18 protein-coding genes are annotated in these 19,513 nt (G+C 33.5%); 5 read left to right on the top strand and 13 right to left on the bottom strand.

Features of this window, described 5'->3' with window-relative positions; translation table 11 throughout:
* Positions 1 to 31: 31 nt before the first annotated feature.
* Positions 32 to 259 carry an FmdB family zinc ribbon protein gene (locus tag NYG85_RS09915; protein ID WP_284938390.1) on the bottom strand — a complete coding sequence of 76 codons (228 nt, stop codon included), beginning with the start codon at positions 257 to 259 and terminating at the stop codon, positions 32 to 34.
* Between the two features lie 345 nt (positions 260 to 604).
* Here NYG85_RS09915 and dcm point away from each other — a divergent pair, with 345 nt between their 5' ends.
* The 5 genes from dcm to NYG85_RS09940 are packed head-to-tail and all read left to right on the top strand — an operon-like array spanning position 605 to position 8,617.
* Entirely contained in the window at positions 605 to 1,630 is a 1,026-nt protein-coding gene (gene dcm / locus NYG85_RS09920; RefSeq protein WP_284938391.1) for a DNA (cytosine-5-)-methyltransferase, read from the top strand.
* The gene (locus NYG85_RS09925) at positions 1,611 to 3,011 is read left to right on the top strand and encodes an ATP-binding protein (protein ID WP_284938392.1); all 1,401 of its coding nucleotides are present in this window, start codon (positions 1,611 to 1,613) and stop codon (positions 3,009 to 3,011) included. Before dcm ends, NYG85_RS09925 begins: the two co-directional genes overlap by 20 nt.
* Entirely contained in the window at positions 3,004 to 5,676 is a 2,673-nt protein-coding gene (locus NYG85_RS09930; protein WP_284938393.1) for a Z1 domain-containing protein, read from the top strand. Before NYG85_RS09925 ends, NYG85_RS09930 begins: the two co-directional genes overlap by 8 nt.
* The gene (locus NYG85_RS09935; protein WP_284938395.1) at positions 5,669 to 6,580 is read left to right on the top strand and encodes a PD-(D/E)XK motif protein; all 912 of its coding nucleotides are present in this window, start codon (positions 5,669 to 5,671) and stop codon (positions 6,578 to 6,580) included. The genes NYG85_RS09930 and NYG85_RS09935 overlap by 8 nt, the downstream gene beginning before the upstream one ends.
* A 9-nt stretch (positions 6,581 to 6,589) precedes the next feature.
* Complete coding sequence (locus tag NYG85_RS09940) at positions 6,590 to 8,617, top strand: AIPR family protein (protein ID WP_284938396.1); 2,028 nt, start codon at positions 6,590 to 6,592, stop codon at positions 8,615 to 8,617.
* 434 nt (positions 8,618 to 9,051) lie between these two features.
* On the opposite strand, the gene NYG85_RS09945 is transcribed toward NYG85_RS09940, so the two are convergent.
* From NYG85_RS09945 to NYG85_RS10000, 12 genes are all read right to left on the bottom strand, one after another.
* Positions 9,052 to 9,261, bottom strand: coding sequence for an HP1242/YdcH family protein (locus NYG85_RS09945; protein ID WP_284938398.1), 210 nt, complete (start codon positions 9,259 to 9,261; stop codon positions 9,052 to 9,054).
* Between the two features lie 67 nt (positions 9,262 to 9,328).
* Positions 9,329 to 10,462, bottom strand: coding sequence for a GGDEF domain-containing protein (locus NYG85_RS09950; RefSeq protein WP_284938400.1), 1,134 nt, complete (start codon positions 10,460 to 10,462; stop codon positions 9,329 to 9,331).
* A 248-nt stretch (positions 10,463 to 10,710) separates the two neighbouring features.
* Complete coding sequence (locus NYG85_RS09955; protein ID WP_284938402.1) at positions 10,711 to 11,544, bottom strand: CheR family methyltransferase; 834 nt, start codon at positions 11,542 to 11,544, stop codon at positions 10,711 to 10,713.
* A complete protein-coding gene (locus tag NYG85_RS09960) occupies positions 11,534 to 12,097 on the bottom strand; it encodes a CheB methylesterase domain-containing protein (RefSeq protein WP_284938403.1) in 564 nt (187 codons plus the stop codon). Before NYG85_RS09960 ends, NYG85_RS09955 begins: the two co-directional genes overlap by 11 nt.
* Positions 12,098 to 12,299: 202 nt before the next feature.
* Positions 12,300 to 13,988 (bottom strand): methyl-accepting chemotaxis protein, encoded by a 1,689-nt coding sequence (locus NYG85_RS09965; protein ID WP_284938404.1) that lies wholly within the window; start codon positions 13,986 to 13,988, stop codon positions 12,300 to 12,302.
* Positions 13,989 to 14,043: 55 nt separating this feature from the next.
* Positions 14,044 to 14,313: a FlhB-like flagellar biosynthesis protein gene (locus NYG85_RS09970; RefSeq protein WP_284938405.1), complete on the bottom strand. Its 270-nt coding sequence runs from the start codon at positions 14,311 to 14,313 to the stop codon at positions 14,044 to 14,046.
* Positions 14,313 to 15,956 (bottom strand): hypothetical protein, encoded by a 1,644-nt coding sequence (locus NYG85_RS09975; RefSeq protein WP_284938407.1) that lies wholly within the window; start codon positions 15,954 to 15,956, stop codon positions 14,313 to 14,315. The genes NYG85_RS09970 and NYG85_RS09975 overlap by 1 nt, the downstream gene beginning before the upstream one ends.
* On the bottom strand, positions 15,949 to 17,172 hold the full coding sequence (locus tag NYG85_RS09980) for an MFS transporter (RefSeq protein ID WP_284938408.1): 1,224 nt from the start codon (positions 17,170 to 17,172) through the stop codon (positions 15,949 to 15,951). The genes NYG85_RS09975 and NYG85_RS09980 overlap by 8 nt, the downstream gene beginning before the upstream one ends.
* On the bottom strand, positions 17,162 to 17,620 hold the full coding sequence (locus NYG85_RS09985) for a hypothetical protein (protein WP_284938410.1): 459 nt from the start codon (positions 17,618 to 17,620) through the stop codon (positions 17,162 to 17,164). Before NYG85_RS09985 ends, NYG85_RS09980 begins: the two co-directional genes overlap by 11 nt.
* Positions 17,617 to 17,883 carry an AtpZ/AtpI family protein gene (locus NYG85_RS09990; RefSeq protein WP_284938412.1) on the bottom strand — a complete coding sequence of 89 codons (267 nt, stop codon included), beginning with the start codon at positions 17,881 to 17,883 and terminating at the stop codon, positions 17,617 to 17,619. Before NYG85_RS09990 ends, NYG85_RS09985 begins: the two co-directional genes overlap by 4 nt.
* Complete coding sequence (gene hemL / locus NYG85_RS09995) at positions 17,876 to 19,150, bottom strand: glutamate-1-semialdehyde 2,1-aminomutase (RefSeq protein WP_284938413.1); 1,275 nt, start codon at positions 19,148 to 19,150, stop codon at positions 17,876 to 17,878. Before hemL ends, NYG85_RS09990 begins: the two co-directional genes overlap by 8 nt.
* Entirely contained in the window at positions 19,147 to 19,503 is a 357-nt protein-coding gene (locus NYG85_RS10000; RefSeq protein ID WP_284938414.1) for a c-type cytochrome, read from the bottom strand. The genes hemL and NYG85_RS10000 overlap by 4 nt, the downstream gene beginning before the upstream one ends.
* Positions 19,504 to 19,513 lie beyond the last annotated feature (10 nt).

Genomic DNA, 19,513 nt, shown 5'->3' on the forward strand with positions numbered 1-19,513 from the left:
AATTTTTTCAAATCACATCTTTTAATTTTTTTTAAAACCTAAAATTTTGAAAAAATAATGTAATCGCTATATCAAAACGACTAGCCCTTTTGTTTTCAAATTCATTACCTCCACATTTAGGGCAATTACCAAAAATACCGCCTAAAATTTTCTCATTTGCCTCGTCGCTTGTAGGCAATACGACCTCGCTGTAACCGCATTTTTTGCAAATATACTTTCTGCTTCTTATTGAATGATACGGGTTTGGTTTAAATGCCATTTGTTATCCTTGCTTTAAAGTAGCAAAAATTATATCAGGTGCTTTTGACAGGTTGTGTCGCTAAATTTTAAAATTTTATGACACAACTTGTTATAAAACCAACAAATGTTAATATTATTGGTGTATTATAATCATATGCTTTCTGAAACTGGTGGAGTAGCAAACAGCGTATTTTTAATTAAATTAAAAGTTTAAAGGTGCCATCGAGATATTGCTTTTTATTGATATTGTGTGAATTTTGCATAATAACTACTATTCTAGTCTATAAATAAAAAATTATAGCAATTATTTTAGTGTGATTTAATATAAAGTATTATATAATATTAGGTTAATGGAGATTTATTTATGATTTATAAAGTTGGTAGTTTGTTTGCTGGTGTTGGCGGTATATGCCAGGCGTTTAAAAATTTGAATTGTGAAGTTGTTTGGGCAAACGAAATTGATCATAGTGCCTGTAAAACGTATAGGCTAAATCATAAAAATACCAATCTTATTGAAGACGATGTTAGAAATATAAGTAATAAAAACTTAGATGACATAGATATACTTACTGCCGGTTTTCCTTGTCAGCCATTTTCACAAGCTGGTCACGGCAGAGGCTTTGAGGATGAGCGTGGTAAGCTTTTCTTTGAGGTTTCTAGATTATTAAGAGAGTTAAAGCCAAAAGCATATTTTTTAGAAAATGTTAAGACTTTAGCATCTCATAATGATGGTAAAACATTTCAGACAATAAAAGAAGAGTTAAAAGATATAGGATATTCTTTTATTCCTTTTGTATTAAATGCGTCTAAATATACAGATATACCTCAAGGTAGAGAGAGAATTTATATAGTTGGATTTAGAGATGAGGGTGATTATTATTTTAGCAAACCAATAAAAGAAAATATATTACAAACCAGTAAAAATAATTTGTTGTCTGCTAAATTTCAAATACCACAACAAACAAATAAAGCACCTAAAAATATAAAATCATTTTTGGATAACAGCTATGTTATTCCATCTGATATATATAGTAATCAAAGCAATGAAATTCATCGTAAGATTATGTATAGTGTTGTAGATGAAAATATTGTCTATCAGTATAGGCGTTATTACGTTCGTTCTAATAAATCAAATGTTTGTCCTACCTTAACTGCAAATATGGGTGCAGGCGGACATAATATACCTATTATATTAAATAATGGAGTAATAAGGCGACTTAACCCAAAGGAATGCTTTAATCTGCAAGGTTTTCCAAGAAATTTTATACTCCCAGAAAATATATCAAGAGTACAACTATATAAGCAAGCTGGAAATTCTGTTGTTGTGCCAATGGTTGAGAAAATTGCAAAAGAGATTGTTACGGTGTTAGATGCATTCGATAGAAGTTAATCCAAATGTTGCAAATTTTATTAAATCACTTCGTGACATAGGATATACTTTTGAAGTAGCAGTTGCCGATATTATTGATAATAGTATCTCAGCTGGTGCAAGTAGTATAAAAATTTACGCAGTGCAAAATCCTAAGCCTTTGTTTTGTGTTTTGGATAATGGGTCAGGAATGAACAAAGATGAATTAATAGAGGCAATGAGATTATCATCAAAAAGTCCTGATGATAAAAGAGATATCAACACGCTTGGTAGATTTGGTTTAGGTCTTAAAACTGCTTCGTTCTCACAATGTAAAAAGCTTACTGTTCTAACAAAGAAAAATAATGATATTTTTGCTGTAAGATGGGATTTGGATTATATTAGTAAAAACAATAAATGGTTGCTTTTAGAAGTAAATGCAAGTGAATATAAAAACATTGAAATTTTTAATGACTTTTGTAAAAATAGTAGCTCCACCCTTGTAATATGGGAAGATATAGATAAAATTGATAAAATTTCAGAATATTTAGAAATATTAAGAAATCATTTATCTTTAGTTTTTCATCAATTTTTAGAAGGAATAGATGGCATAAGAAAAATAAAGATATATATAAACAATAAACTTTTATTGCCTTTTAATCCTTTTAACCCAACACACGATGCAACTTTTATAAAATCAACAGAGTTAATAAAATATTATGACAAAGAGATAAAAGTAACTCCATTTATTTTACCGCACCATTCAAAAGTTTCTAACTCCGAGTGGGAAAAATACGGAGGAAGTGACGGGTATATAAAATCGCAAGGCTTTTATCTTTATAGAGCACACAGGCTACTTGTTTATGGTAAATGGTGGGGGATTTTAAAATCTAGTGATGCAACAAAGCTTGTCCGTATAAAAATTGAAATTTCAAATGATCAAGATGAACTGTGGAATATAGATGTAAAAAAATCTATTGCAAATCCTATTTCTGGCTTAAAGGATGAATTAAAAAGGATTGCTTTGCATTCTGCAAAGGATGGAATAAAACCCTTTTTTACCCGTGGTCGCAAGATAAACGATAAGAGCATTATAAGGTTTTGGAATTTGGTTTATGAGGATAATAAACCTTATTTTGTCATAAATAAGGAAAATCCAATGTATCAAAAATTATTGGATTTGTTGGATTTTAAATCAATAGAAATGTTGCAAATATATCTAAAAGCACTTCAGGCATACATACCGTTAGAAGCAATACAAGTACAAGTTCAGCAAAATCCACATAATTTTAAACAAGAAGATGTTATTTTAGAACAAGATATAATTGAAATTTTAAAATATTTGCAAGATATAGGTCTTAGTGAGGATGAGATTAAAAAAATAGAGATTTTTAAAAAACATAAGGAGTTGTTCAATGAATAGTAGTTTTTATGAAAAGGTTTTTCAATTTTCAAAAAAACGTTTAACTGATACATACTTAAAGCAAAATGGTGTTTTAGAAGTAGGTGATATTGATAACGAAATAACTAAAATAAGAAAAATTATTGAATCTGAATTTAAAACTGAAATATTTGGTCAAGATGGTAATTTTTCAGATAGTGATTATAAAAGACTACAAGATGATTTAGAAAAATATTTTAATGTTAGAATGAATACAGGACTAGTAATAAAAGGCGATGAGCAAAAGCAACGTAATACTTCTTGGTATAGTATTAATACAAAAGCCAATAATAATAATTTTTATTGGGATAGACTAGAAGAATTTTACAAAGGTTTTTTATCCCCACAGGTTATTAGAACATTAGATGATGATACTGATATGATAATGAATCAAATCGGAGATCCAAGAGAAAATAAGTTTGGTATATATGGTATGGTAGTAGGACACGTTCAGTCCGGTAAAACATCAAACTATGCTTCTTTAATATGCAAAGCTGCTGATATGGGTTATAAATTTATAGTTGTTGTAGCCGGCGATAAAAACAATCTTAGAAATCAGACGCAGGTTCGTATAAATGAGGCTTTTGTTGGCAAAAATGATATAAAAGAAGTTGGTGTTGGGCTTAATGACTTGCAAAATGCAAATAAAATGCAACCTATTAGTTTAACAACAGAAGAAAGTGATTTTAATAGAAAAGACGCACATAAAAATTCGCAAGGTATAAATTTTGACAACATAAATACGCCTGTGCTTTTGGTTATAAAGAAAAATGCAAATACACTTTTTAATGTTATAAAATGGATTAAATCTCATTATAAGGGTAAAATTTCACAACACGCTATGTTATTAATAGATGATGAGTCTGATTATGCCTCTATAAATACAAAAGAAGAAAATAATCCAACTGCTATAAATAAAAATATAAGGGTTCTTTTAGAACTTTTTGAAAAAAGCTCATATGTTGCATATACTGCTACCCCTTATGCAAATATTTTTATAGATCATACAATAGAAGATGAACAAAGTGTAAAGATTGAAGATGCGGATGAATGGATTTCAAAAGATTTATTCCCAAGAGATTTTATTTATTCTCTTGATGCGCCAAGTAATTATTTTGGTGCTGAAAAAATTTTTATAGAAAATCCTGAAAAATTTTTGGTAAATATTGATGATTACAATGAGTGTATCCCCTTAAAGCACAAAAAAGACCATTGCATAACTCGGTTACCAAATAGCTTATTTGAAGCTATAAATATATTTATGTTAAATGTTGCAATAAGAGATTTAATGGGGCAAATCAATCACAATAGCATGCTTGTTAATATTAGCCGTTTTTCTGATATGCATAAAAATATTGTCTATCTAATAGATGAATATTTAAAGGCATTTAAAAAAGATATTAACTCATATATTTTACTTTCAAATTCAACAGAACAAAGTAATTTTATATCAAATTTAAAGAGTATTTTTGAAACAAAATTTAATATAGAATTTTCATGGCAGGATATTTCAAAAAAATTATCTGAAATAGCAAATAGTATTCTAGTAATAGGAGTTTATCAAAATGCTAGTAATAATAAACCACTTGATTATAATACTGGCGAAAGAATAAATGTTATTGCGGTTGGAGGACTTAGTTTATCGCGTGGCTTTACTCTTGAAGGACTTAGTGTAAGTTATTTTATAAGAAGCACTATATTTTATGATACTCTTATGCAGATGGGCAGATGGTTTGGTTATAGGCAAGGTTATGAGGATTTGTGTAAAATTTATATGCCAGAGGATATTCAAAATTATTTTAGATTTATCATTGAGGCTACAAATGAGCTTATGTATAAATTTAAAGATATGGCAGAAGATGGTTTGACGCCCTATAATTTTGGATTAGCTGTTAGACAAGACCCAAATAGCCATCTGCAAATTACAGCTAAAAACAAGATGAAACATGCTGAGGAGAGATATACTTCATTAGATTTAAGCGGAAAGTTAATAGAAACCGTAAGATTTGCTAAAAATCCACAACTTCATAATAGAAATTTAACTACTTTAAAAAATTTCATAGGTTCTCTTGATAAAAGCAATAAAAAAGGAAAAGCTATTATATATAAAAATATAGATAAAAGTGAAATATTGAATTTTATCAATAATTTTGAAGTTATAAAAGATAATAATATGCAGTTAGATTTTGTCAAGACATATCTAGAAGAAAAGAATGCATTGTGGGATGTTGTTCTTTATGGAGGCAAGGGTGAATTTGCAGAAGGGTTTGAGATAAATATGGAAGAACGCTTAAAGTTGCAAGATAAGGGCAAATACATAGAACTGGGAAATAGAAAATTGTCATCAGGGGATCCTGAAAAAGCATTACTAGATGACGAAATCTACGAACAAAGTAAAAAAGAAAAAAGAGGTAATAGATCTTCATTTTTAAGAAAAAAACTTAAAAATCCAGTTTTAATGCTACATTTATTAGATGTAAAAAGCAATCAAATCGGCTTTGAAAGCAGTTTATTGCCTGCATACGGTATTTGTTTTCCTAATGTTGGTGTTGATAGTAACTCCCAAACAATTAAGTATCTAATTAATAAGGTTTATCAAGATGAGATACTTTTAGAAATTAATGAATCAGAGGAGCAAGATGATTAATCCTTGGCAGGATATGCAAAACAATACAAAAAGAAGAGTGTATAGCAATAGTAGTTATAATATTTTTTGGATAGTTGATTTAAATGGGAGATATGCCTTTGGCATTGAATTGGATTTTTATCTAAAAACTAATAGAAAAGGCATAAAATTTAATGGATTAACTACATTAATAAAAAAATCTGAAAATACTACTAATTTTTATATAGCATTAAATGATAACTCTAATTGGCAATTATTTAAATTAGTTTGTGATGATATTATTTTGCTTTTAAATACACATAAAAACAATAAGAACGTTATAGACAATGTGGAGACGCGACTTTTAAAGTGGAGAAAAATTTTTGTTTTAAATATTGATGATGATTTTGGAATAGAAAAGCAAATGGGATTGTTTGGTGAGTTAAGTTTTTTAAATGACATTGCTTCTAGTCAGGTTGGTTTTGAACAAGCATTGGATTCTTGGGTTGGAGCAAGTTTTGATAAACAGGATTTTATATTTAATGATTGTGCTGTTGAGATAAAAACGTATAAAACTTCAAGACCTCAAAATATAACAATCTCATCTGCTTATCAACTTTATACAAACAAAGAAAAATTATATTTGGTTGCGTATGCTTTATCTGCGAGTAATCAAGGGTTTAGTGTTAAAGATATTGTAGAAAGCGTAGAAGCAAAAATAACCGATATAGAAGCATTTTATAAAAAGCTTTTTTTATATGGCTACAAGGCAAATGATCAGTCAAACTTACAAAAATTTAAAATAGATAAAATTTTATTTTTCAATGTAAATGATAAATTTCCAAAAATTGTCACAACAGATATAGACCATAGAATTTGTGACGTAAAATATACTATAAATTTATTAAAATGCAACGAATTTTTATTAGATCAAATAAAACTTTAAAGACAAGGTATGGTTAGTTTAGACGAATTTCATCAAGATTTTATGCAAGATATTATTAGTCAAGCTCAAAGTAGAGGCATAAGTAAACAAGAGGTATTTTTTGAGTCTGTTTGCGATTCTCTTGTGAGCGAAGGCGAGTTGTCGCAAGACTATATGGCTGCTGAGTATAATAAAAGGGATATGGAAGTAAGTGGATATGATTTTGATGAAGAACGTGGCAAACTTAGTCTTTTGGTGCATTATTTTTTTCAAAACGATGAAATACAAACTCTTACAAAAATACAAATAGAAACAAAATTTAAAAAGCTAAAAACTTTCTTTTTAAAAAGCAGTGAAAAACTTTATGAAACTTTAGAAGAGGGGTTTGAACATCACTCTATGGCATACAATATCTATTTGTATCTAATAAAAAATGAGATTAGAAAAATTAGATTTATAATTATAACTGACGGAAAAATCACTAAGAATTTATCAAGCATTTTAAATGAAAAAATTGCTAATATTGATACAGAATATCGTATTATAGATATTGAGTTTTTATATAAAATTTACACCATCAACAGCTCCAAGAATAGCTTTGATGTAGAAGTAGATTTGCCAACATTAATAGTAGATACCCCTTTAAAAAAATATCGTTCATACCTTAGTGTAATAGATGGCAAGACAATAGCTTCTATTTATGATAAATTTGGTTCTAGACTTTTAGAACAAAACGTTAGAACTTTCTTGCAATTTCGTGGCAACGTAAATAAGGGTCTAAGAAATACTATTGAATATAATCCAGAAATGTTTTTTGCGTATAATAACGGCATAACTGCTACTGCTAGCAATGTTGTTTTGCAAGATGGCAGAATTACTAAAATATCAGATTTTCAGATAGTTAATGGTGGTCAGACAATATCATCTATATATGCTTCAAGTAAAAATTCAAAATTAGATGTATCAAAAATTTATGTCCAAATGAAATTATCCGTGGTTACTGATGAAGAAAAAGAAGATGAATTTGTATCAAAAGTAAGCGAATATGCAAACACACAAAACAAGATAAATCAATCAGATTTCTTTTCAAATAGTCCTTTTCATAAAGATTTTAAAGAGCACTCAAAAAGAAACTTGGCTCCTGCTATTAATGGCTTACAGGTAAGAACTCATTGGTTTTATGAAAGAGTAAGAGGCGAATATTTAAATGAGCAGACATATCTTAGTAAGGCTGATAAGAATAAATTTTTAATAGAGAATCCAAAATCCCAGCTTGTTGATAAAACATTTTTGGCTAAGAGTGAAATTGCTTGGTTACAATCCCCCGATATTGTCTCTAAGGGTGCTCAATATAGTTTTGTGGAATTTGCAAAGCATATTACTCAAATATTGGAAAAAGATAGTCTTTATATAACAAATAATTATTTTAAAGAGGCAATTTCAAGAATTATAATCTTTAAGCAAACTGAAAAAATTGTTTCTAATGCTACTTGGTATAATGGTGGTTATAGAGCCCAATGTGTTGCCTATACAATATCATATTTGTCTTATTATTTAGAACAAAATGGTCTCTTTCTAAATTTTTCTAAAATTTGGGATGAGCAAAAAATATCTAACAACATAGAAAACATAATATCAATTGTTTCAGAAAAAATTTATAATAAAATAACTAATCCACCAGATGGTAATGCAAATATAGGACAGTGGTGCAAGAAAAAGCTATGCTGGGATAGTGTAAAAAATATTAAATTAAACTTAGAATTTGACGATGAAAATCTAAGTAGCAAAGAGGAAGAAAAATATATAAAAAAAGAAGCAAAAAAAGAAAAAAGACTTGATAATGATATAGAGATACAATCATTTGTTGTTAAATTTCAAAAATGGGATAAAGTTTTGGAATATTATAATAGGATAGAAATTAAGAATCAAGTACCAATATATAAAATTGATATTTTGACAAAAGTTGCAAATAAGGAAATATTACTCCCAACTGTAAAGCAAGCCAAGATTTTGTATGAGCTTTATGAAAATGCTATTAGAGATGGTTTTCTTGTATAGTTATAAAAATATGTTAATATATAAATGCCTTTATGTAAACAAAGATAACTAGAATAATACAAAAAATAGATTATAATTCTATTTTAGAGCCATATAAGGGTCACATTGACATTTAAATACACTAAATTTATAATGGCTTTGTAAAGTAAGATATGAGATTTTAAGCACTAAAGAGTTACAAATGCAAGTTGATTAAGCTTTCATTAGAGAATAGTAATATCAATGAGAATAGGATATAAAATTATTCACGTAAGCAGATTAATTTAATTAATATTGCAGGTAAAAATTATAGGTCAAAAGAAAAAAGCAGAAATTTTTGATATAAATTTGAGGCTAAAAAAATGAGTTTTTATGGTGCATATTTACTGGACACATTGGTGTATTTTTATAAGATGCTTGATGTTTAAAAAACGCCCTGAAATTAGGGCGTTGTATTATTTTTCGTTTTTGTATTTTAAAATTTCAGCGTAGATTAGGTCTTTAAGTCTTAGTTTCTCTTTTTTAAGCGTGTCAAGTTCTGGGCTGTTTAGGTCATCTCTGTCATCAATCTCATCATTTAGATTGTCGTGTTTTTGGCAAAGTGCGTCAAAGTGTGGATTTTTGGCTCTTAGCTCTTTTATTAGGTCTGTGTATTCGTGTAGCATTTGGCTCTCCTTGTAAAAATTTTAACTATTTTAGCAACAAATTGTAAATAAGTAGTTTAAAATTTTGTTAAATGGCAAAAATTTGATTTTTACCGCGTCTTTTTGCTTCATAAACGGCGTTATCCGAAGCTTTGATTAAATCCTCTTTGTTGCTCATCGTATCGTTTGTCGTGGCAATACCGATACTTGAAATCCCACTCCAACTGCCGTTTTCAAACTCAACCTTTAAATCCACGATATTTTTGTGAAGTTTTTGCGCTAGGTTTAAAACGCCGTTTTTATCGGTGTTTGGACAGATTATGAAAAACTCATCGCCACCTAGCCTGCACGCTAAATCATCTGTTCTAATGCTAAAACTTAGCGTTTTTGCGAATGATTTTAGCACGGCGTCGCCAGCGTCGTGTCCGTAAGTGTCGTTAATGCCCTTAAAATTGTCTAGATCAAGCATAATCACCGAAAAATTTTCGCCGTTTTTAGCGTAATTATCCCAGTATTTTTCAAGCTCAAACATCGTTTTATGTCTGTTGGCAAGTCCGGTTAATTGGTCGTGCATAGCGATAAATTCTAGCTGTTTATTGACCGCTTCAAGGCGTTCGTTTGCCTCTTGAAGCTCGGTCGTTCGCTCCTCAACCTTATCTTCAAGTGATTTTTTAAGCACCAAAAGCTCGTCGTTGTATTTCATTAAAACGCCAAAAATTCCATTAAATGACTTTACAAGCGTGTCAAGCTGCTCGTGATTTACGCCGTTAATTTCGTTAAATGCGTCCTCTGGCGAGTAGCCTGATTCAATTAATTTTATTTGTGTCGTTAAATTTTTATCCATACCCAAAATGTGAAACGTCAGCCACTGCACCAAAAAATCAAGCAAACCTTTGGCACTCTCTTTGATATTTGTCTTATCAATACGCTCGTATTGTGAGGTCACTTCACGAATGAATGTTTTGTGAGCGACAAGGTGCTCTTTGATATGCCTTTTATCAACGTTAGCGTCCTTCATAATGGTTTCTTCGTTGATAAAATGGTATTTTGTGTAGTTAAAAAGCTCGGTAAAAATCGGCTCTAAATCCTCAAATCTAGGGTTAAACTCGGCGATTTTACGACCGATTGTATTGATAATCTCAACTAAATATCTATGCTCGGTATCAATTTTGTGAAAGTCTGTTTCAAACTCTCTGCCCCAAACAAATACAGGTTTTAACACACTTCACCTCCCAAATTTTACTATGTTTTAAAAAAATTTTGTAAAAATTTGATTAGTATTTTACTCTAATTAAACTTTAATGAAAATAAAAAAATAATTTTTTTAAGTTTTTTGCAAGAAATTTAAAATTTAAAACCGAAATTTTTAGAGAAAATGTAGAGTAAAATTTTCAAAAAAGCCCAAAAAAGGGCTTTTTAAAAGAAAAATAAAATTAAAATAAATTTGTTATTTTAAAAAGGTAATTTATGTTATCGTTTTTCGTAAAACGAAGCACCATTGCTAAAACGCTTCTCATAAAGTGGGGTGTAAGGGACTAAATCGGCGTGTCCGGTGTAGAGCCTGCCGTAGTCTTTTAGCATTTTGTGAAGCCTCTCAACGCACTTTAATCTAAATGCGTCATCAAAATAAATCATCATATTTCGTGATAAAATTATGTCAAATTTGCCTAGATTAAAGATCAAATCATCAAAAACATTTACGATTTTAAACTCGCACCTTGCTAAATTTTGCTTTTTTATCTCGTATTTATCGCCGTTTTTGTTAAAAAATCGCTCTTTTTGAAAGCTACTTAGGCGGTGCAGGTTTCGCTCGTTGTAAATTCCGCTGTTTGCCTGAGTTATGGCTTCTGAGTTGATATCTACGCCAACGACACTTAAACGCCTAGCATCCATACCTATCTCACTAGCTAGCATAGCAAGTGAGAATGCCTCATCCCCACTTGAACAAGGTGCACACAAAATTCTAGCGTCAGGCAGGTCGTTTGCGTATGTGATGACATCTTTTAGCTGTGGTAGCTCTCTGTAAAAATAGGTTTCATTAACGGTTATTAAATTTAGCAAATCCTGCCTAGTTTCTGAGTGGTAGCGAATGAGCGAGGCTATCTCTTTAAAGGTTTTAATCTGCTTGTTTTTAGCAAATGCCCCAAGTCTTTGAAGCGTGATTTCTCGCTTTGAGCTAAGATCAACACCACAGAAAATTTTGATATTTTGCATAAACTCATCAAATCCGTCCATATCGGTTGGCACGGGGATTTCTTGTGTGATTTGAGTTGTGTTGTTTGAAATTTGTTTATTAAATAGCATTTAAAAAATCCTCCAACTCTTTTTTTATACCCATTAAATTTAGCGATTTTATGGCTGGGTTTAGCTCTTTTGCACGTTTTGGCATACCATAAACGATAGCGGTTTCTTCGCTCTCGGCGATACATTTTGCACCAGCTTTGTGTAGTTTATCAAGCCCACTAGCGCCGTCATCGCCTATGCCAGTTAGCAAAATCGCCATTGTATTTAGGCTCTTTGCTATGCTTACGCCAGATAAAAACAGCATATCAACATTTGGCGTGTAGGTGGTTTTATCATCAACGTTTGGTTTGGCTAGAAGCGGTAGCGTTTCGCCGATTGTGAAATTTTGTTCGCAAACATAGACCTTGTCTTTTAGCACGGCACGAGCGGTTAAAAGCTCAATTTCAATGCCACACTCTTTTGCGACTTGGTTTGCAAAGGATTCAATAAACATTTTATTCATATGCTGGGCGATTACGATTGTTGCGCCGTTTAGCTTTACATCTTTTAAAAGCTTCTTAATGTGTCCGGGACCGCCGGTTGAAGCACCTATTAAAACTAATTTTTGAGCCATAAAAAGCCTTATTTTAAAATTGAAAATTGGATTTTATCAAAAATTTGTAAATTTTTGTGATAAAAATGAATTGCTAAATTTAGCCGGTTTGATTAAAGCTGTAAAAACCGCTAACGACACCTTGTATCGTTAGCTTTTTATCGGTTGGACATCTTGCGTAAAACCACTAACGATATCTTAATATCGTTAGCTTTTGTTTTACTTATGTCCTAAACTCCCCAAGTTTCGCATTTAGTGTGTCAGTCATCTTGTTTAGATGCTCAGCAGCCGATGCTATTTCTTCTACGCTTCTTGCGTTTTCGGTTGAGATTTGATTTATGTTATTCATACCGCTTGTGATACTATCAATGTTTTTGCCAGTTTGGATATAGTCCTCCACGTTTTTATCAGATAGCTTTATGGCTTCGCCAATAGCCTTACTCATCACTTTTATGGTGTTCTCTACATTTGAGGCGACCTTTGTTAGCTCGCCGATTTGTTTTGAGTTTTCATTCATCTTTGTGCTTGATTCAGTGATTGCCTGAACGATTACGTTTATGGTCGCATTTATCTCAGTTAGGCTCTTTTGTGTCCGCTCAGCTAGCTGTCTTACCTCATCAGCGACAACGGCAAATCCCCTGCCGTGCTCGCCAGCTCTGGCTGCTTCAATGGCGGCGTTTAGAGCGAGTAAATTCGTTTGATCTGCTATGTCGTTAATCACAACTAGGACTGATTTTACCTGCTCGGCGTCCTTGCTTAGCTGATCAATCTTATTTGCCATATCGTATTCGGTTTGAGCGGTGTGAGTTATTTCAGCGCTTAGCTCGGCTATGGCTTTATTTGCCTCTTCAATGTAATTTGTCGCCTTTTGTAAATCATCCTTGCCTTTTAGAGCAGTTTCAATTGAAATTTTCATATTTTCTTGGATATTTTGGCAGTTTTGCGAAGTGCTTGTTACGATTGAGGTTGAGTCCTCAACCCTTTTGCCAGTTTGAAGCGAAGTTGAGCTTAGCTCGTTTGCTATTGATGAGTTTTCGCTTGAAAGGTGTTTTGCGTCGTTGATTAAAACGCGCACTTTTTCTATGAAATCATTAATCGCAGCACTTGCTAGGGCTGTTTCATCTTTGCCATTTACTTCAAGTTTGCGGGTTAAGTCACCATCTCCGCTTGAAAGGTTTCTAGCACGTGAGATTAGCTGGTTTAGGGGTTTTGAGATTGACATTTGAGTGTAAATCACAGCTAAAACTACGGCTAGGATCATAATCACAATGGCTGTGATGATGAAATTTCTAATTGCCACGTGGGCTTCATCATCCATTTGTTTTGCCGTATTTTCGGCTCTTTCGTAGGCATTATCGGTTGTTGCGGCGATTACTAAAATGTATTTTTTGCCTTCAAGCTCTATTTTGTAAGAATTTGCTAGTTTTTTGACATCTTTGCCATTTACGTCTAAAATGTAAGGGACATATTCTTCACTCTCGCTTGAAGCGATTAGTTTTTTGACATATTCGTTGCCGTTTTTATCCTTTACGTCATAGCGGTTTGTGCCGTCCCACTCGGGTCTGCCTGGATTTTGGATGACGTTGCCCTTTTCATCAAAGATATAAACATAGCCTTGCTCGTTTTCGCCAAAGCGTAGTCCTTTTAAAAATTGTAGAACATCGGTTGTAATTACTCCCGGTTCTTCGTTTGATTCTTTGTATTCATCGCTGATTTGGTCAATAAAATCAGTGATAATGTCAAGCTCCTCGCTTAAAGCCACCTTCTTTTCTTCGTAAGCGGTGTTGATAATGCTATCTTTTGCCTGTTTTATCGTATCTTCTGCCATTTTGTTTGATAAAAATACAAGAACGACAAGAAGTGCGATTAATGAGGTCGTAACCATAGCAAGGACTTTGGTTGAAATTTTCATTTGCTCTCCTTTGTGTTAATTTAGCCTGTTATTATAACAATATAAAGTAAATAATTTAAAAATTCTTGTTAGTTATTTTGTATAAGAAACTAAAAACTTCGGCGACGGCTTTGTATAAATTTGGTGGAATTTCTTGATTTACCTCTACTTTGCTTAAAATTTCAATTAAATCTGGGTCTTCTTTGATTGGAATTTTGTTCTCTTTTGCAAGTTTGATTATGTTGTTTGCTATCTCGCCAGAGCCGGTGGCTAGGACTTTTGGAGCGTTGTCCTTTTTGCGGTTGTAGCCTAGTGCGACTGCCTTTTTTTTAATTACATTTGCCACTAAGCCCTCCTATCAAAACCGATTTGAAGTCCGTCAAAATTCTTAAATTTTTGACTAATTTCGTGTTTTGATAAAACTTTAAGATTAAAATTTGAAACGACCAAACCAAGCTCCCCAATGGCGCGTTTTAACTCGCTATTTTGCCCCAAGATTAGCTCTTTAAATTCGCTCGTGGCAGTGGCGATTGAGATATCAATATAGCGTTTATTTGATAATCCAACCATTACGCTAACCTGTCCGTATTGCTTGAAATTTAGCTCAATTTGCGCGTAAAATCTATCCTTTTTGCCCTGTTTAAACGCCACCTTGCCCTCATCAACGCCATCCCAAACGTAGGGCAGGTAGGTTTGAAGTCCGCCACTTACGCTTGAAACGATCTGATGAAGTTCAATTTGCGAGATCATTTTTAGGCTGGTGTCTTTTATAGTTTGGTTTAAATTTTGTGTGTTTGCCTCTTTTACGATTGATAAGAGTGTGCTTTTTATGTCGCTAGTTGGTGTCATCTCACTTTGGGTTTTTAAAGCGATTTGAGCGACGTCGTTTGAGGCTGATTTTATCTGTTTTTGAAGTGATTTTATCTCGTTTAGATTTACTTTTGCGTTACTTGCGTGGCTATCGGCGACTAAAAGTGCCACGCCAAGGCGTCTAGCCGCACTTGAAAGTTTGTCTTGAAGCGAGGCATTTGGGTCGTTTAAAATGGCGTTAAAATTTCTAACAACCCCAGCTTCATCGCCGATTTTATTTAGCGAGGCTAGGCTGTTTTGCATATCTTTTATGAGAATTTTTAGCTCTTTTATGTTTTGGCTAAATGCTTGGGTTTGGTTTAGTTTTTCGCTTGTGATATTTGAAATTTTCTCGTTTAGGTTTGTTAAAAAGCTGTTTAAACTACTGGCTTGTTTTAGGGCGTTTTGGGCTGAAATTTCGCCTTTTTGGGCTGTGTTATTTAGGTATCTTGCGATATTATCAAGCTTGTTTGTGTCGCTAAATAGGGCTTTTATATTTGAGTTATTTAGCGTGTTTTGGGCAGTTTTTGCTTCGTTTGTTAAAATTTCATTTAGTTTTACAAACGAGCTGTGATTATCTAAGCTCTCATCGTTTGCTAGGGTTAGGATTTGATTTAGCAGGTTTTGGTTTGATAAATTTTTAATATCAGTTAGCAATTTTTGTATGCTTTGTGGAATTTTTTGGGTGTTTAGAGCTTCTTTTAAATTTGCTTCAAGCAAGACGCCAGAGCTTTTTATCTGCTCATTTAGCGGTGCGGTTTTTAAATCGGCAATGGGTTTTAAAAATTCCTTTAATTTTAGCACCAAATCCTTTAAAGTAGGGCTGTTTTCAAATGCTGGGTCGCTCTGAATTGTGGCTGCTAAATTTTTAATATCATTTGTGAAATTTGGGGCGATTTTGGTATCTTTTGCCATTTGCAAAATTTTGCTTGTTTGGTTGATATTTGAGGCACTTTGAAGTTCATCAACGACCTTGCTTATTAGCTTATCAATGCTATCAACGGCTTGTTGTGCGGTTTGCTGTGCTGGTGTTTGGGGCTGGTTTTTAAAAATTTGCGTGGTTTGAGTGGTTTGTGGCTGTTTTTGTGTCGTGATACCGGTTTGATTTATGCTATTTTGTAAATTTGCTATGTTATTCATTTGCTTTTTTTGCCTCTAATTTATCAATGGCTATCGTTTTTATCGTGTGTGGGTTGTAGCTTCGGCGGTCGCTAAATGGCACGCTTTTTTGCGTGATAGCAAAGACCATTAAGATAAAAAGTAGGGCAATATAGACATAAATAAAGCCAAGTGTGCCAAAAAAACTTATCATAAATCCCATAATTGTTGATGATAAAAGTGATCCAAGCGAGTAGCTAAAAAGTAACGTCCTGCCGACTTCTACGCTTTGGCTTTTATGCTCTAACATATCATTTGCCCTTGCAAGTGAGAGTGCATAAAGACAAAAAACTCCACTGCCTAAGAAAAATGCAAGGCAAAATTGAACGTGAATTTGACCGATGAAAAATAAAAACAAAACCGCTGAAAGTAGCGAAATAAAGGTGGCTAAGATGATAGCTAAACGTCTGCCATATCTATCTGATAGCTGTCCGATGAAAAACTGCGAAACAAATCCGCCAATCATCGCAATGGTCATAAAATACGATGCTTGTGATAGGCTGAAATTTTGAGATAATATAAAAATCGTAGCCATTGAGAAAAAGCCGTTTATTAGCACACCAGCGATAACACTACCAAGCAGAGCAAGTGGGGCAATGCTAAAAATTTTTGGCAAACTCACGCTTTTTTTGGCTGGAATTTCAGGCTCTTTTATGCGGATTAGGTTAAGCGGTATGCTTGAAATCATAATAAAAGCGGCTGAGATGATAAAAATTTGCGTTGGGCGTAAATTTAGAGCAAGGATTAAAATCCCAACGCTAAAACTCACGTAAAAAACGCCCTCGTAAATGGCTAAAATGCGAGATCTGTTTGTGTTTTTTGCTCTTTGATTTAGCCAACTCTCAATCACGACAAGCAGGGCGTAATAACAATACCCAAGCCCAGCTCGTAAAAATGCCCAAAAATAGAGATTATCGCTTAACTCATAAAACATAGAACACACGGCAAAAAGTGCTGAAAAAATGGCAAAAGCTCTGATGTGTCCGACTTTTGAGATGATGATAAAAGAGGTCAGTGTGCTAATTATCGCTCCAATAAAAAAGCACGAATTTATAAGTCCGATAGCGATTTCTCCGACTTCTCTTTGCTTTAAAAGGGCTGAGAGTGAGCTAACGACAAGTCCGTTGCCAATAAACAGCAAACTCATACCCAAAAATAGCGGACTTAGTGTCTTTAAAACTCGTTTGCTATTTGACATTTTTATCCTTAATCATCAAGCCAAACGTGAGCGCCCCAAGCGGCATAGCAGATAGCCCTACTAAAAATCCAGCGATGTTTAAAATTTCATAACGCTTTAAAAGTAAAAAGGACACGACAAGCACGAGATAAGCAAGTAGTCTAAACGGCACAAACGCCGTGCCAAGGTGCAGGTCTTTTAGCTTTGTTTTTTTGGCTTTTAGCCTTGCTTTTTCGCTTTCAAGCGTGATATTTTCATCGTTTTCTTCATCAAAATTTTCATCATCTTGCCTATCTTTTAGCTTTTTTTCTATGCGTTTTTTGTAGCTAAAAAAGCTAATAATTGCGATAAAAATCGCACAAAAATAGGCAATTAGGCTACTAATCATAAAATTTTTGCCAATAAAAAACTGCGTGCTAAATAGGATAATAGTAAAAAAAAGATAGATAAAAACTAGCCTTTTTATCACTCATCATCTCCGTTTTTTAGGGCTTTGTAGCGATTTTCATCTTTTAGCTCATCAAGGCTTTTTATCTGTTTTTTATACGCTTTATAGACATTTAAAATCGCAGCTGCTATGCCTAAAAAAACGCCAATAAACAGCCCAAAACCCCAGCCAGTAGCTGACTTTATCCAAAAGCCAAGTCCGACACCAAGAAGCACGGCAACAACGATAGAAATGCCTAAACTTAGGCTATCAGCTGCATCAACTACCTTTTTTATCTTAGCCATTTTTTATCTCTAAAAACGCCTCTTTGGCACAATTAACGGCAAAGTCAATCTCATTTTCGCCCATAGCCGTGCAGATAAAGCCCGTTTCAAACTGGCTAGGTGCTAGATAGACGCCACGTTTTAGCATTTGGTTGTGAAATTTCGCATACATTTTTGTGTCGCTTTTTAGGGCGTCATCGTAGTTTAGCACCTCTTTTTCGTTAAAGAAAAAGCCAAACATTGAGCCTCTAACCTCCGTTTGAAGTGGAATTTTAACGGCATTTGCAGCCTCTTTAAAGCCACTCATTAGTCTTTTTGCTAGGCTTTCAAGCTTAACGTAAATTTCTGGCGTGATTTTATTTAGAGCTGCAATACCAGCAGCCATTGCAAGTGGGTTGCCACTTAATGTGCCAGCTTGATAAACCGCTCCATTTGGGCTTAAAACGTCCATAATTTGGGCTTTACCGCCAAAGGCAGCTACATTTAGCCCACCGCCAATAACCTTGCCAAATGTGATTAAATCTGGCGTAATATCATAAAATTTTAACGCCCCAATCTCACTTGCTCTAAATCCGCTCATCACTTCATCTAGGATTAAAACAGCGTTGTTTTCATCGCAAATTTTACGAAGTGCTTTTAGAAATTCTCTCTTAGCAGGCACAAGTCCCATATTGCCGGCGATTGGTTCAATTATCACGACACCAATTTGGTGGTTTTTAAAAATTTCTTCAACGCTTTTTATGTCGTTATAAATAGCTAAATGCGTGTCCTTAACGGCATTTTGTGGCACACCAGCACTTGAAGCGTTGCCGTAAGTTGTCGCACCGCTACCAGCTTTTACAAGCAGGGCATCAGAGTGTCCGTGATAGCAGCCTTCAAATTTTATAAGTCCGTCTTTTTTAGCGTATCCACGTGCAACTCTTATCGCACTCATCGTAGCTTCTGTGCCAGAGCTAACGAAGCGAATTTTATCCACGCACGAAAATTTTTCGCACATTAGCTTTGCAAGAGCAGTTTCATTTAAGCTAGGTGCGCCGTAACTCGTGCCGTTTTTTAGGGCGTTTGTGATTGCATTTTCTATGTCTTTATCGCAGTGTCCGTGTATTAAAGGACCCCAGCTTTGGATAAAATCAAGATATTTTTTACCCTCAACATCAATTAAATAAGTACCTTCACCTCGTGCTATCATCACCGGCTCTCCACCGACACTGCCAAAGGCACGAACTGGCGAATTTACACCACCGGGGATATATTTTTTTGCTAGTTCAAACTCTGTTTTGTTACTCATTTGCCATCCTTATCTAAACTTATTGTGTAGTCGTATAAAATTTTCGTTTCTTCATCTGTTAAAAAATAGCTTGGCATTATGTTTTTTGGCTCATCAAGTGCCTTTTTAAAACGCTCAAAGCTGACATTATTTATGCGTGGCGAGATTAGCTCTTTTTGCTCAACCTGCTTTGTTTTTCGGTTTTTCTCTTTGTATTTTGAGATGACCTTGCCCTCGGCGTTTTTGCCGTGACAGCTAATGCAACCAATACCGCGCGGATTTATATAAAGCATCTTTGCGTATTCGGTTTTTGTGATAAAATCAGCTCCAAAAGAGAGAGAAACTACAAAAAATATAAAAAAAAGCGAACGCATAATCTCCCAT

Origin of the sequence: Campylobacter gastrosuis (assembly GCF_030249845.1) — a bacterium.
GTDB lineage: Bacteria > Campylobacterota > Campylobacteria > Campylobacterales > Campylobacteraceae > Campylobacter_A > Campylobacter_A gastrosuis.